The organism is Plastoroseomonas hellenica (assembly GCF_018129085.1).
GTDB lineage: Bacteria > Pseudomonadota > Alphaproteobacteria > Acetobacterales > Acetobacteraceae > Plastoroseomonas > Plastoroseomonas hellenica.
In genome coordinates this window covers 24,543-38,650 of record NZ_JAAGBB010000031.1, presented here as the reverse complement: position 1 = coordinate 38,650, position 14,108 = coordinate 24,543, and the positions used below count along the sequence as shown (strand labels likewise).

The 14,108-nt window shown below is 65.5% G+C and carries 10 protein-coding genes; 2 read left to right on the top strand and 8 right to left on the bottom strand.

Annotated elements, in window-relative coordinates:
* Positions 1-107 precede the first annotated feature (107 nt).
* The 3 genes from GXW71_RS22690 to GXW71_RS22680 form a co-directional block, all read right to left on the bottom strand.
* Positions 108-1,538 carry a hypothetical protein gene (locus GXW71_RS22690; protein ID WP_211854968.1) on the bottom strand — a complete coding sequence of 477 codons (1,431 nt, stop codon included), beginning with the start codon at positions 1,536-1,538 and terminating at the stop codon, positions 108-110.
* Positions 1,539-1,690: 152 nt separating this feature from the next.
* Positions 1,691-2,440: an SDR family NAD(P)-dependent oxidoreductase gene (locus GXW71_RS22685; protein WP_211854967.1), complete on the bottom strand. Its 750-nt coding sequence runs from the start codon at positions 2,438-2,440 to the stop codon at positions 1,691-1,693.
* Positions 2,437-3,756 carry an FAD-binding oxidoreductase gene (locus tag GXW71_RS22680; RefSeq protein WP_211854966.1) on the bottom strand — a complete coding sequence of 440 codons (1,320 nt, stop codon included), beginning with the start codon at positions 3,754-3,756 and terminating at the stop codon, positions 2,437-2,439. Before GXW71_RS22680 ends, GXW71_RS22685 begins: the two co-directional genes overlap by 4 nt.
* A gap of 623 nt (positions 3,757-4,379) precedes the next feature.
* Between GXW71_RS22680 and GXW71_RS22675 the strand changes: the two genes are divergently transcribed.
* Entirely contained in the window at positions 4,380-5,246 is an 867-nt protein-coding gene (locus GXW71_RS22675) for a class I SAM-dependent methyltransferase (RefSeq protein WP_246526794.1), read from the top strand.
* Between the two features lie 18 nt (positions 5,247-5,264).
* On the opposite strand, the gene GXW71_RS22670 is transcribed toward GXW71_RS22675, so the two are convergent.
* Both GXW71_RS22670 and GXW71_RS22665 read right to left on the bottom strand, forming a co-directional pair.
* Complete coding sequence (locus GXW71_RS22670; protein WP_211854965.1) at positions 5,265-5,996, bottom strand: CmcI family methyltransferase; 732 nt, start codon at positions 5,994-5,996, stop codon at positions 5,265-5,267.
* Positions 5,945-6,790 carry a TylF/MycF family methyltransferase gene (locus GXW71_RS22665; protein WP_211854964.1) on the bottom strand — a complete coding sequence of 282 codons (846 nt, stop codon included), beginning with the start codon at positions 6,788-6,790 and terminating at the stop codon, positions 5,945-5,947. Before GXW71_RS22665 ends, GXW71_RS22670 begins: the two co-directional genes overlap by 52 nt.
* Before the next feature lie 374 nt (positions 6,791-7,164).
* Here GXW71_RS22665 and GXW71_RS22660 point away from each other — a divergent pair, with 374 nt between their 5' ends.
* A complete protein-coding gene (locus GXW71_RS22660; RefSeq protein ID WP_211854963.1) occupies positions 7,165-11,142 on the top strand; it encodes a glycosyltransferase in 3,978 nt (1,325 codons plus the stop codon).
* Between the two features lie 104 nt (positions 11,143-11,246).
* Here the strand turns inward: GXW71_RS22660 and GXW71_RS22655 are convergent, their stop codons facing one another.
* Genes GXW71_RS22655 through GXW71_RS22645 form a run of 3 tightly spaced genes read right to left on the bottom strand, consistent with a single transcriptional unit; the run spans position 11,247 to position 14,065 of the window.
* Complete coding sequence (locus tag GXW71_RS22655) at positions 11,247-12,035, bottom strand: class I SAM-dependent methyltransferase (RefSeq protein WP_211854962.1); 789 nt, start codon at positions 12,033-12,035, stop codon at positions 11,247-11,249.
* A 4-nt stretch (positions 12,036-12,039) separates the two neighbouring features.
* Positions 12,040-13,881, bottom strand: coding sequence for an HAD-IIIC family phosphatase (locus GXW71_RS22650; RefSeq protein ID WP_211854961.1), 1,842 nt, complete (start codon positions 13,879-13,881; stop codon positions 12,040-12,042).
* A complete protein-coding gene (locus GXW71_RS22645; RefSeq protein WP_211854960.1) occupies positions 13,868-14,065 on the bottom strand; it encodes a hypothetical protein in 198 nt (65 codons plus the stop codon). Before GXW71_RS22645 ends, GXW71_RS22650 begins: the two co-directional genes overlap by 14 nt.
* Positions 14,066-14,108: the final 43 nt, after the last annotated feature.

Sequence of the window (14,108 nt, the reverse complement as noted above, 5' to 3'; positions counted from 1 at the left end):
CGTCGACGCTGTCGCCGAGGTGCAGGCTCCGACCGCAGCGATCAGGTGCCGTTTCAGCGACTCAGGCTTCGCGCCGTTCTCAAGGCAAGGACAGATCCGGCGTCTGGCTAATCTCGTTGTCCTGCCGGCTCAGGCGTGGCTCTGAGCTCCGTCAGGTTCATCATCTGATCGAAGCGGAGGCAGTAGCGCCACGGCGTGTCGGGACACGCGAGGCCAAAGATCAGCGAAACGCGGTTCTCGGAATGGATCCCCGCGGCTGTGTCCGGCGCGATGTACCGCCAGAGACCGCGAAGGCTTCCATCAACGAACATGTGCGGCGGGAAGGCCGCCGGCGTGAGCACGGCGACCACGACATCGCTCCCCGTCGGCGTCAGCGCGCGTAACCGCGCCAGCGCGTGGCGAAAATTGTCGGATGCGATGAGCCCACCTCTATAGACGGCGATGCCATTGGTCAGGAAAAGCCCTGCCATGAGGAGCAGCGCCATCGCCGCCCCCGCAAGGGCCGGCCATTCCCAGCCGCGGCCCGGCAATCGCTTCGCCACCGCGCTGGCAAGGACGACATAGCTCAACGTGAGGACGGCATGTGACGCGTAGAAGTAGAACGGCCAGGCAAAGCGGGTGCGCAACGCCGGCACTGCAAGCGCGAGCCCGGCGAGAAGCAGCACCGCGGCCGCCCGGGCCTGGGCGCTATGCTCTCCGGTCGTGCGCGGCCCGCGCACCACCCAACCATAGCAGATGCCGAATGCGGCGAGCATCAGCAGCCCCACGATCAGCGCCTTGCCTGGCCGATCTGCCACGGGCACGAGGCTCGATGCGAAGGAGATGGCATTGGCCACGATATCGCCGCCGAGCGTGTGGTCCGCCCAGGCCGGAGCTATACTCATATAGTCACGGAGGTACGTGACCGCGACAAACAGTCCATAGGCCAGCGGCAGCCCGAGCGCGGACAGGCGGCGTAGTCGCGCGGCACGGTGACCAGTCTCGGCCAGCCCGAACAGCAACAGAATGGCCGGCAAGGGAAATGCAACCTCTTTGGACATCAGGGCGGCCGCGGTCAGAGCGCCCACTGCGAGGTTGCACATGACGAGCTGCGTCTTGCCGAGCGGCGTTGCCGTGAAGCGCAGATAGACGAGGATGCTTGCCAGGATAAATAGCAGTGCCATCCGGTCGAGGATCGTCGCCTGCCAAGTCAAGGCCTGGGCGACTGGCGCGGACAGTAGCCAGAACACCACGCCGATGCCGGCGAGGAAGGCATGGGCGCCAAGCCGGCGGGCCAGAAGATAGAATAAGCCAGCGCTCAGTGCGACCGGCAGGGAGACGGCGAGGTTGAGGCACAGCGGCGCCGGCCCGCAGGTCCCGTTCGCCGCCGCCGCATAGGCGAGCGGGAGGGTGCGCGCGTAGGCGATCTGTCGGGTAAAGCCCTGCCAAAGTAGCCCTGCCGCATCGGTTCCCACCCAACCTTCGATCAGTGCGGGGCTCCAATCGCGAAACTCCGTCAAGGGAAAGAGGTCGCCCAGCAAGAGTGCGAGGGCCGCCATGACGGCGAGGACGAGGCCGCCTGCGGCTGCAAGGTCCAGCCGCGAGAAGATCGGGCCTCGGCGTGTCTCGGCAGATGCGGAAATCGGCGGGTCTGGCTGCGGCTCCGGCTTTCCGTCGAGCCGTGAGCCGCGTCGCATTGGAGGCGCTGTACTCAAAACCTTAGCCGCCTGAAGATCGCGGCTGGAATCATCCGGATAGCGGTCATGATCGGCCCCCAGATGGCTGGGACATAGGCGGTGCCGCGCCCCCGGAGCGTCGCGCGCAGGATGGCTCCCGCGGCGCGGCGCGGATCCAGAGCTAATCCACTTTCGGGTAAGCCCCAGGTCATGCTCGTGTCGAGTGGTCCCGGCTTGATGAGGGTGACCAGGATGCCTTGCGGTCGCAGCCTCGCCGCCAACCCTTCCGTGAAGGCGTGCAGCCCTGCCTTGCTCGCACCATAGGCGAAGTTCTTGCGCCGGCCGCGATCCCCGGCGACCGACCCGACGACGACCACTCGGCCCCCGCGCCGTTTCTCGAGAGCGTTTGCGAGATGCAGGAGGACGACCATGGCTCCAGCGAGATTGACCATCACCATCTCTGCCGCCAGCGTCGGCTGCACCTCAACCGCGTCCTGCGCTGGCATGATCGCGCTCAGGAAGCATACCGTGATCAGGCCTTCTGCCCGCCGCGTCGTGCGTGCCGCGAATTCGGCGTGGGTGTCGGGTGCTGCCGCGTCGAAGCCAATCACCTCCGCATCGACACCGTGCCGGATGCGGAGATCGGTCGCGGTGTCTTCCAGGTCGTGAAGATCGCGGCCTGCCAGGATGATCTTGGCGGACAGCCGGGCAGCGACTTCTCTGGCCAGCGCGCGGCCAACCCCCGACGATGCGCCAAGGATCACCCAAGTCTCAGCCTGCCTCATGGGAACAGCTTCAGTCTGCGGAACAGGCTGCTCTGCCAAGAGAGCCTTGGGTCCACGTCGCGGAGGGCGCCGCGGAACCTGTCCAGCTTGCGATACATTCGCGGCAGATTCTCTGCGGTCATGGCGATATCCTTGGCCAAATAGATCTGTCCATCGGCCTCGGCCGTCTGGGCATGCAGCCGCTGCAGCAATGCCATGGTGTCCGGCCCCGCCGGAAAATCCATCGCGAGGCTCCAGCCCGTGATGCCGAAGGACATCAGGCCCCGGCCTGTGCCTTGCATCGCCTTCAGTACGACAAGCGTCGGGCTGATCGCTCTGCAGGCCCGGAGCATGGGTGCCAGCGCCGCGGCGTCGCGGACCACGCACTGGAACTGCAGGAAGCCGCGCGGTCCGTACAGACGGTTCCATCCAACGACGCGATCGAGAGGGAAGAAGAAAGCCTGTGCCCGGCGAGGGACCGCGGCTCGCCGGTCAGGGACCGCATGCCAATAGCGATGATTGAAGCGCCGCATCACGAGTGGCACGACGAGGGAGGCGGGTGGGGTGAATGGAACCCGAAATGGCGAGACAGGCTGCGGAGGGGCATCCTCATCACTCCAGTCCGCGCTCTCGACGACCCCACGGCCGAGCGCCGGGTCGGCGGCTTGCCCGTCGATCCAGGCAACGGAGAACTCCGAGCGGGAAGACCTTTCCGCCAGGCATGCGATAAGGGCGTCGAGGCTTGCGACCTTTTCCCGGAGCACCATCATCGTGCTCGACGGGATGCGTTGCAGGAAGATGGCAATGCGCGTGATAACGCCGGTCATCCCCATCCCGCCGATCGTGGCGGCGAAGAGCGCCCCCTGCTGACCAGGCCCGAGGCGCCTGACGTTGCCGTCGGCGTCGAGAAGATCCAGCCAGGCAACGTGGTCGCCGAAGTTGCCGACGCGATGCTGGTTCTTGCCATGCACGTCGCTTGCCACCGCACCGCCAAGGCTGACGCTGCCGGTGCCGGGCACGACGGGAAGGCACCAGCCCTGCGGGAGAAAGTGCGCGATGACATCGGCCACGGAAACCCCGGGCTCGGCGACCATGAGACCGGTCTGCGCGTCGAATTCCAGGATCCGATCGAGACGCTCGGTGAGTAGGACCCGACCGCCGCCGTTGAGGCCGGCATCGCCATAGCTGCAACCCGCGCCGACCGCGAGCAATCCGCGCGCACCTGGCTCCCGCAAGGTCGCCAACAGCGCGGCTATACGCTCGGGTCGAGCCGCCTCCATCCGTTCGGCAGCGACACCGCCCCAACCGGCCCGCTCGATGGATCGCCACATCACCATGCGGCTATGCGGTCGAGGAAGGCGTTGGTCGGCACTGGCAAGGCGAGGCTCCCTTGGCGGGTTCGATCTCGCTCTCTCGGAACCTCGCCGGGGCACGAACCGGACGGGTCGAGGCAAGCGAAACCTAAGGACATTCGACCACTGGCTGAAGGCGTCGCGCGCAGAATGCGGCATGCTGCGCTCAGCAGCCATAGCGATGGTGGAGAGATGTCAGACGCTCACGAGCGGGGCGCCGGCAGATGGCGTTCGCGGCAGGCGTCCGCACGTCCCGCAATGATCAGGAGATGCGGAGCAGAGAAGCCGCCGGACGTCTGCTCAGCGGAAAGCCCTGCATGCGCCATCGCGTGGATCGCGGCGCCGTAGCTGGAGGAAGGCTGCTTCCGCCCACAGCGATAGCGCATGGTGGGCCAAAGCCGGTTGGTTGGAGCCGCACGACCAGTGACAAGCCTGGGGTGACGCCGCATTGTGCAGCAGCATCAACCAGCCAGGAGCATCGAGCGGAGGATGGGCAGCGCAAGGCGGAGCGATAGCGCATGGGCGATCGCTGCGGGCGCTACGCTGCGGGCCGCAGTCTGCGCCGCGGCACCGGGGCGGGCTTGGCATCCGTCCGGCAGACGCTCCCTATGAGCGTCGGGTTCGAATCCGTGCGGCTCGCTTCGGAAGCGGCATTCCGCGCCATGGCAGCGCCGTTAGCTGAGACTTTTCTCGTCCGGCAGCAGCGCCAGCTCGATCTCGCGCAGTCCGGGCACGCCATTCACTATTGGGGCTTCTGTGCGTTCTGCGGTGATAGGGCCAGGTTCACCTGCGACTGGCACGCCGCGTTCTCGCATCCCGATGGGCGCCAGGAACCGAACTGGCGCGAACGCCTCGTGTGCGATCGCTGCGGACTGAACAATCGCCTACGCGCCGCGCTGCACTTCATGCAGGCCAGAGCCGGCCTGCAGCGCAGCAGCCTCATCTACCTGACCGAGCAGGCAACGCCCTTCTACGCGGCGATGCGGCAACGCTCGGACTGCCTCGTCGGCAGCGAGTTCCTTCGCGACGGCACACCGCCAGGTGGTCACAATGTCGGCGGCCTGCGCCATGAGGACGTCACGGCGCTGAGCTTCAGCGACGGAATCTTCGACCTCGTCGGGTGTTTCGAGGTGCTGGAGCATGTTCATGACTATCGAGCCGGGCTGCGGGAACTGCGCCGCGTGCTGAGGCCCGGCGGGCATCTGACCGCCTCCTTCCCGTTCCGGATGGACCTCAGTGAGACGCTGGTGCGCGCGAGGATCGACGCGGCCGGGGAGGTCGAGCATCTGGCGGAGCCCGAATATCATGGCGATCCGCTGCGGGAGGGTGGGATCCTCTGCTTCCGGCATTTCGGCTGGGACATCCTGGACGCGATGCGCATGGCGGGTTTCTCCGAGGCTGCCTGCCATCTGTATTGGTCATGGGACCTTGGCTACCTCGGCGATCCGCAATGCCTGTTCCATGCGGTCCGCTGACTCCATTCGGAGTGCTCCTCAATCCCTGATGCAGCGTAGATAGCCCTCGGGGTTCCAGGTGACATTGCGACCGAAGGCGTCGCAGCGCGCCCGATCGACAGCGTAGCGCATGCCAGATTCCGCGAGGAAGATCTGCAGGGCCGCCAACGGCCCGCCGCGATAGTGCTCATCCGAGCCCAGATGGGTGAGTATCCCGTCCTCGACGATCAGATAGTCGCCTGCCACCAGGGCCTTGTCGACAAAGCGCAGGACGGAGAGGACGTGCTCCATGACATGCGATGCGTCATCAATCACCAGCAGCGGCTTCGGAAGATTCCGTAGATCCGCGATGCTGAGGGCATCTTGGGGGCGCGCCACATCGCAATGCCCAAATACAATTCGCGGATCCTCGAGATCGTCGACCGGATGGATGTCGAGCGAGAAGACACGGCCGTCGGTGACGCCATAAGTCGTCATCATATCCGCGAACCACAGAGCGCTTCCACCACGGTTGGACCCGAATTCGAGGATGGTACGGGGCCGCAATTCCCAGAGCAGGTCCGTGTAGAGGGCGAGGTCGATGGGGCTTTTCCAGGTCGGGCGCCCGCGGTACGACCAGTTCATGATCCCCTGCTGCAGCGTCCTGATCACGTCCGGGGGCAGCGCTGTTGCGCCGAAGTGGCTATCCGCCATGGCTGCCGCGCAACGCCCGGACGTCATCAGGCGCCGTCGCGTGGCCGGCGCCACCACACGCCCGTCCAGTCCACCCATTGCAGCGGCTCCGCAATGCAGCGCGCTGCGCGGAAATCGTCGACCGCTGCTTTGCAGGCCGGGATGGCACCGTAATCGTCCACGATGAGGAACCCACCGGGCGACAGGCGATCATAGAGGTTCTCCAGTGATTCCATCGTTGACTGGTACATGTCGCCATCAAGTCGAACGAGGGCGAAGCGCCGGCCCCTGAGCGTGGGGAGGGTGTCCCGGAACCAGCCTTTGAGGAACTTCACCTGCGCGTCGAGAAGGCCGTACGCCGCAAAGTGCTCCTTCACCTCATCGACCGGAATAGCGAGCTCGCTGAACTGATGATGCGTGTCGCCAGTATCCTGCGGAAATCTGGTGGGGTCAGGGCAGGGCAGTCCCTCGAACGAATCCGCGACGATCACTTGCCGTGTGGCCTCCCCGTGTGCGGCGAGCAGCCCGCGCATCAGGATGCAGGCGCCACCGCGCCAGACGCCGGCCTCGATCAGGTCGCCGGGGATGGCCTCGCGGATCACCGTCTCGACCGCCCATCGTAGATTCTCGAGTCGCTTCACGCCGATCATAGAGTGGGCGCGCGACGGCCAGTCGCGGCCCTCGGCCCGGACGGTGTCCGAATAGCTGCTCCCAGACCAGGGATCCTGCGGCGCGTCCCGGTAGATGGTGTTCGCGATGCAGCGGATCAGCAGATCAGTGTAGAGGCGTGTTGGCGAGGCGCTTGGGCCGGGGTTTGTCATGCGCATCTCCGCCGAGGACTCCGTCAACAGCTTCCGCTGATGGGTCAGCCAGCGATCCTCCTCTCCACTCATTCACAGCCTCAGCGATTCCGGCAGCGGCCCGCTGGACAGCCCATGGATGGTCGCTTATTCACCGTCTCATCGGTCAAAGTCTGGCATCGTTTCGACGCACGGCCTAGCCTGGACCCTCCGAATTGCAGGACTGCAGAGAATCGAACGTGCGCAGATGCGGGATGTCGCGATCGCTGGTCCGGTACACCCGCAGCCGGGGCATCGTCTGCCGATCGGCCCCGCCGCTTCGCCCGCACGGTCGAGAGCGCCGCTGATGGCGGGCGCACCGGCGCTTCCGCGAGGCGGAGACTACCGGTGTTTGCGCCGCGTCCCCAAGCTCGGACAACCAATGCGCCGCTGCTGCATCAGCTGAAGCGATCACCGGGAGTGCCGCAATGACCAGCAACACGGACGCCGGCGATCTGTTCATGCGCGCCGTCGCTGCCGCCTCGGTCGCCGATGCGGACCAGGTTTCCGATGTCCCGAGCTGGCACGGCCATATCCCCTTCGCTTACACGATGGTGGACTTCTTGCGACCATCCCTGTTCGTCGAGCTCGGCGTTCACAAGGGCGATTCCTATCTCAGCTTCGTGCGCGCGATGGAGCGGTTCGAGGTACGCGGGTGCGCCTTCGGGATCGACAGCTGGGAGGGCGATCCCCATGCCGGGACCTACGACGGCGAGGGGGTGCTGGCGGAACTGCGTGCGCGCCATCACCGACATGAACCCGCTTCGGTTCTGATCCGGCGGCGCTTCGACGAAGCCGTGGAAGAGTTCGCACCTGGCTCGATCGACCTCCTTCATATCGACGGGCTGCACACCTACGAGGCGGTGCGCGCCGATTTCGAATGCTGGGCAGGGCGCCTGTCAGAGCGGGCCGTGGTGCTGTTCCACGACACGATGGTGACGCGCGCCGATTTCGGCGTGCATCGCTTTTGGGCGGAGATCAGCGCCGGGCGCCCGTCCTATAATTTCTCTCATGGCCATGGGCTCGGAGTTCTGTGTGTCGGCGCGCAAGCCCCTCCCGCATTCCGGAAGCTTCTGGATCTGCTCGGCGCGGAAGGACCGGAAGCGAAGCTGTTCGAAGCACTAGGGGAAGGCTTCGCCGCCCGAATTGCCGCCCGGCATAGCGCCGCCGCGCTCGAGGTCACCACGGCGCGGCACATGGCCGAACTTCTCGGAGAGCGCCGCCGCACGGCGGAGTTGGTCCAGCGCTTCGAGGCGGCCAGTCAGCGGGAGCTTGAACGCGAGCGGGAGCGAGCGCTGGCAGAACGCCGGATGGCGGAAGGCGAGGCCGAGCTTCAGCGGCGAGGTCGGGAAATTCAGCGTCTCGAAGCGCTACTGGCGAACGATCGTGGACGCAGCTCTACCGAAATCGACCGCCTGAATGCGCTCGTTGCGATGGACCGCGGCGTGGCCAAGAGCGAGATCGATCGGCTGAATGCCGAGATCCTGTCGGATCGTGAGCGGGCCATGGCGGAGATCCAGCGTCTCAACGCTGAGCTGACCGAGGTGCGAACCGTGGGGCAGCAGGTTCTCGATGCCATGCAGGCGAGGATCGATGCGCTGGGCGGTGACCAGTCCCTAGGGCGCAGTCCTTTTGCCGTCTCTGCGGTCGGCCTGCGCGGGCGTCTCCGCCGCGCGCGTCGGAATCTCACCGCGGCCGCGCAGAACCGCGCCGCGGTTCTCGCTCCGCAACTGCGCAGTGGACTGTCGACCACCACGCGCAGGAGCCGGAATTTCGTGCTTCGAATGGGCAAGCTTGGATTCCATGCTCTTCCGCTGCCGCCCCAGCATCGGGCTACGCTGAAGTTCTGGATTGGGCGCCGTGTCCTGCCCTGGCTTGGTGTCGCGCCTGCGCCGGCCGGCCGTCACGCCTCCGGCACGCCGACAAACCAGCCGCGCATCCGCAGTGATCGCTACCTTGCTCTGTCCCGCGCGGCCAGCGGCGCGCCCGACATCATGCCCGGGCGCAGCGTCTCGATCATCATACCAGTGCACAACCATATCGAGCACACCCTGCGGTGCCTCGACGCAGTGCATCGCCATTCGGCGGAACTAGAATACGAGATCATCGTCGTTGATGACGGGTCGACGGATGCGACGGCGGAGACACTGACTGCCCGTGAGGACATCGTCTATATTCGAAATGCCGCCAATATCGGCTTCGTCGGTGCGTGCAATGCGGGGGCCGCCGCAGCTCGACATACCTATCTCTGCTTCCTGAACAACGACACGATCGTGCAGCCGGCCTGGCTATCTGCGCTGGTCAATACCTTCGAGATGCACCCGAATGTGGGCCTGGCCGGCTCCAAGTTGATGTTTTCGTGCGACCGATTGCAGGAAGCCGGCGCGATCGTCTGGGACGATTTCTCCGCCTGGAATTGGGGCCGCGACGGTGATCCTGGAGCGCCAAAATTCTGTTATGCGCGGCATGCCGACTACTGCTCGGGTGCATCGCTCATGGTTCCGCGCGCGCTCATGACCGTGCTCCGCGGCTTCGACGCGATGTTCGCCCCCGCCTATGGGGAGGATGCAGATCTCGCCTTCAAAGTGCGCGCGCTCGGCCTCGCCGTGATCTACCAGCCGCTCTCGGAGGTCATCCATCTCGAAGGGGTGTCATCCGGTACTGACATCACCCGTGGTGCGAAGCAGCATCAGCCCATCAACCTGACCAAGCTCGCCCGGCGCTGGGCACCGGTCCTGAGCGGCCAGGGCAGGAACGGCGAGGAGCCGGAGCGAGCCGCGGATCGCGCGCGCCTCGGACAGATTCTGGTCATCGATCAGATAACGCCGGAGCCGGACAAGGACGCCGGATCGCTCGCGACTTTGGAAATGATGCGGGAGCTACGCAACGCCGGCTACAAGATCACCTTTGTGCCGTGTTCGAACTTCACCTACATGCCGGATTATACCGACCTGCTTTCGGGTCTGGGCATTGAATCCGTGCTGTATCCTTGGTTCAAATCGGTCGACGAATTGCTGGAGCAGCGCGGGAATATATACGACGCAGTCGTCATCCTCAGAGAGAGAACCGCATCGGCGTACCTCGATTTAGTCCGGAAGCGTGCGCCGGGTGCCAAGATCATTTTCCATGTCGCGGACCTGCATTTCCTGCGCGAAGAGCGCGAAGCCGCGCTGAGGGGAAATGCAGCTGCCGGTGTTCCGTCGGCGACGACACGGGCGAGAGAGATTGGCATCGTTAACGCGACCGACCTGACGATCGTCCACTCCCATCACGAGAAGGAGGTTCTTGCGGCCCTGGCGCCTGGTGCAAAGGTCGTGACCTTTCCGTGGGTCTATGACGCACGTGGGCCCGGGAAGCGCTTCGAGGATCGCACCGACCTCGCGTTTCTTGGTGGTTATGGCCACCACCCGAATGTGGATGCGGTTGAGTATTTCACCGCGGATATCTTGCCCGACATGCTGCAGAGGATGCCGGATCTCGTCTTCCACGCGGTCGGCAGCAATCCGCCACCGAGATTCAATCGCATCGCCTCCCGCAACGTTCGCGTGGTCGGGTTCGTTGAGAACATCTCGCCAGTTCTGCACTCCGCTCGCGTGATGGTCGTTCCGCTCCGCTATGGCGCCGGCGTTAAGGGCAAGATCCTCACCGCCATGGCACACGGCCTGCCGGTCGTGACCACAAGCATCGGCGCCGAAGGCATCGGTCTGGTCGACGGCAAGGAGGTCCTGATCGCGGACGACCCGGCCGGATTTGCGCGAGCGGTGGAGCGCCTTTACTCGGATCCGGATCTCTGGGATCGGCTCCGCTGGGCGGGTCTCTACTTCGTCGCGAGAACCGCGTCCCGCCGAGTTGGCGCTGGGATTGTGAGGGACGTTCTTCAGCAGCTCGGCCTGAGCGTGCTGAGGCATGACCCGATGGCTGGGGATGACGATGCCGCGCTGGGCACACCGGGCATTCTGCGGGACGTGCGCTTCCTTTTGGAGGCCGCCGAGCGTCCGCTGCCTGGCGGCAGCGGCCTGCTCGTCGTGCCTCGGGAACTGGCGGAAGCCGCGGTCGAGGGATGGACGGTTGCAGAACTGGCGAGCGCACCGAACACCGCAGGGCGTGTGGTTGCAATCCTCGACGCGACCGACGCGGCGGGCCTGGCGACGCTGACGCAGCGCCTGCCGACGATCGCTGCCGATGGGACAGCGACAATAGTCTTCGCGCCACCGCGGCTCGTGGTCGTGCGTGGTCGGTACGAGATGCGGGCGGCCTTCTCGGAATCTCTCGTGACAGAGGTCGCGCTCCCGCTGCACGAGACGTACCGCGATGTGCTGCAAGCCATGGGCGGCACCCTCAGCTGGCGCGGCGACACCATGGCGACAGGCTTTGCCAACCTCATGCTCGCGGACTGGCGCAGCTGATCGCTGCAGAGCCCTAAACCCCGTGGCGGGTTCGTCCGCTCGAATGGGTTTCCTCGGGCGGCAGGGTCGTTGAGCAGACTGACATGCGGTGACGGGTGGGCGAGTCAGGAGCGAGAAGCGATCAGGGTGTACAGGGCGATGCGATCGCGGCTCGGAATGTGGAGATGGCCTGAAACCGTAGTCCGAAAGGAGGTGAAGCCAAGAAGCTGCAGCATGGCCTCGTAGGCCTTGGGAGAGACGTACCACCAGGTCCAGCCCCCCCAGGGAAGCTCATCTCCGAGCCTTGGCGCGAACTGCGCGTCTGGTCGCGCATTGTCCAGCGACGGCCAGTAGCGATCGCAGATGATGATCGTCTTCGCCCGACAGGCCGCGCGCTGCAGCGCGCCCATCGGATCACGGAGATGCAGGAGCACCGATGCGAAGACGATGACGTCGAATTCGCCCAGCGCGGTCGGGATATCATACGCAGTGCCGCCATGCAGCGACAACTTGGAGCCCAATCGGTCTCGGCAGTACCGGAAGCCGGCGTTGATCTCCCCGATCAGCTTCCGCATCCGCATGTCGACTTGGCGGGAGTCCTGGACGGGTGCCGGGAGCAGGTCCCAACTGTGGCGCGGCGTCAGATCGTAAGGCAGCACATCGGCGCCTTGGCGCTCCATCCAGAATGCATGCGAACCTGTCGCGGTGCCGATTTCGAGCACTCGCTTCCCGGCGAACTCGAAGCCGCCGTGGTATTCGACCTCAGTGTCCCGGAAATCCCAGGATCCCGGCGTGGCGGCTTCGTCAGGCAGATCGATGACGTGGTAGAAGATGCATTCGTCGCGCGCCGGCGTCGCTTCGCGGTTGTCCGCGTCCGGCGCGGCGCCGGACGGCGTTGCCTCGGCGTGCGGCATGGTCTCATCCATTCGAATCGAGGTGGGTAGCCGGGTCTGATTCAACCGCAATCCAGCAAGCGAGATCATCGAGCGGGCGATCCAGAGGGCGGAGCCATAAGCCGCCGCTGCCAGAGGGGGAGAATCCGAGACGCGGATAAAGATCGGCGACCACGTCGTTCCTGGCCGTAGGAGCATATTCGCCGATCAGCGTGCCAATGCCGCGCGACCGGGCCAGTTCCGCAAGCCTGACGATGATGAATTGCTCGGCGGAGCGGCTGAAGATCCGGCAGCTCATGACCCAGCTGTCGATCCGGAGGGTATCGCCTTCGGCGGCCGCGACGATCGCGGCGGTGAGGCCGTGATTGGCGAATCTGTCGCGCAAGGAGAAGGTGAGCAGCAGGCGGTCCTCCCGGGCCGCAAAGGTGGCGAGTTCGGCTTGGGAATAACGGCGCGTCGTGAGATTGAACTGGTTCGTCTTGAGCTCGAGCTGCGCGATGCGCGGCAAATCCTTTACCAGGGCCGGATCGAGCCGTCCGGCCATTTGCAGACCCGACAGGTAGCTGCTGAGATCGGCCGTGCTGGTCCGGGTCTCGAGCGCAAGCCGACGACCGGCATAGGCTGCGCGCCGGTGCAGATCGGCCTCGGTCAGCGCTTGCAGGTCAAACCAATGCCCGGCTTCCAGGCGCTGGACAAATTGCGCCGGATCGACGCCGAGGTCCACGGTCTCCACCTCCGGCAGAACCTGGCGTACGAGCGCTGTCTCCGCCGGGTTGTCATCGGCGAAGACCAGGGCATCGACGCCGAGCGACAATTCCGCGGCGATGCGTCGCAGACCCGTGGCTTTGTCATCCCATGAACAGACGCAGGACGCGAAGTCATCGCGGCGCAGCGCTGCATGCGGGTGGTCGAATCCGGCGAGTGCATGTTCCGGCGCATTCTTGCTGCAGACCGCGAGGATCACGCCGCGGCGGCCCAGCATGGCGAGATAGTCCTGCCACGACGCAAAGGCTTCGCCGGCCGCGCCGTGCGCCGGGCCGAGTGCCACGGCATCCACCCCCAGATCGCCAATCGTGCCGCCCCAGAGGGTATCATCGAGGTCGACCACCAGCACCTTCTTCGCTCGGCCGGTGGCGGCGCGCCAAGCGCCCCTGAACCATGGCAGGTAGTCGACCAGGAAGCGCGGATCGAAGCCGAGCTTCGCCGCATGGTGGAAGCGCGGAGCGGACCAGGCATGAAGGCCGACCTGCGCCGCCATACGGTCGGCCTCCAGCCAGGTGACTTGACCGTCGCTGGCGTCGATGAGCGCTTCGTTCAGTGCCTCTACCCGCCGCACGACCGACGCAGGGGAGCGACGATCGGCCACGCCGCGCAGCGTCCAGGGCGGCGGCACGAGCGTCTGCTGCAGGACCCGATAACGCCGCGCCGTCAGAGTGCCCCACAGCGACCGGTACATATCGATCTGAGCCGCATCCGCTGCCGCGGCTGCGGCCATGCTGTCGGTCGGCAGCGGCGCGATAGCGCTGCGCCAGTCAGGCACCAGGAGCACCATGCCCGGTCTGAAGGCGTGTAGGTCGGAGCCGCTGTCCAGGATCTGCTGGGTACCGGTGCCAATAGGCGCCACAAAGATTCGCGCTAGCATCCCTTCCTGGAGGAGCGCGCAAGCAACCGCCTGCGCCAGCAGGTCGAGCGTGGTATCGCCGGCGAGGGCGATGCGCTCCACCGGCTGGGCGGCGGCTTCGGCCGCCTCGGCGAGGCGGTTCGCCGCTTGCCCGCAGGCTGTGACATCGGCGAGCGTGAGCTTCGGGCCGGCAAGCCGCTGGCGCAGCGTCGCGACCTCCTTGGCGATGTCCTCAGGATTGAGCATAGCGGGCGACCACGTCTCGCACGCGCTGCACGCTCGTCAGATTCTCGATGTCAGCGTTGGCGAGCACGATGTCGTAGTGGAACTCGATCATCGAAGCGAGCGTGATCACCCGCAGGCTGTCCCAGATGGCCATGGTCTCCACGCCATCCTCCTCGCGGAGCGATGCCGCATCCACCTGCATCACGGATGCGATCAATGATCTAAGACAAGGCATGTGGGATATTCTC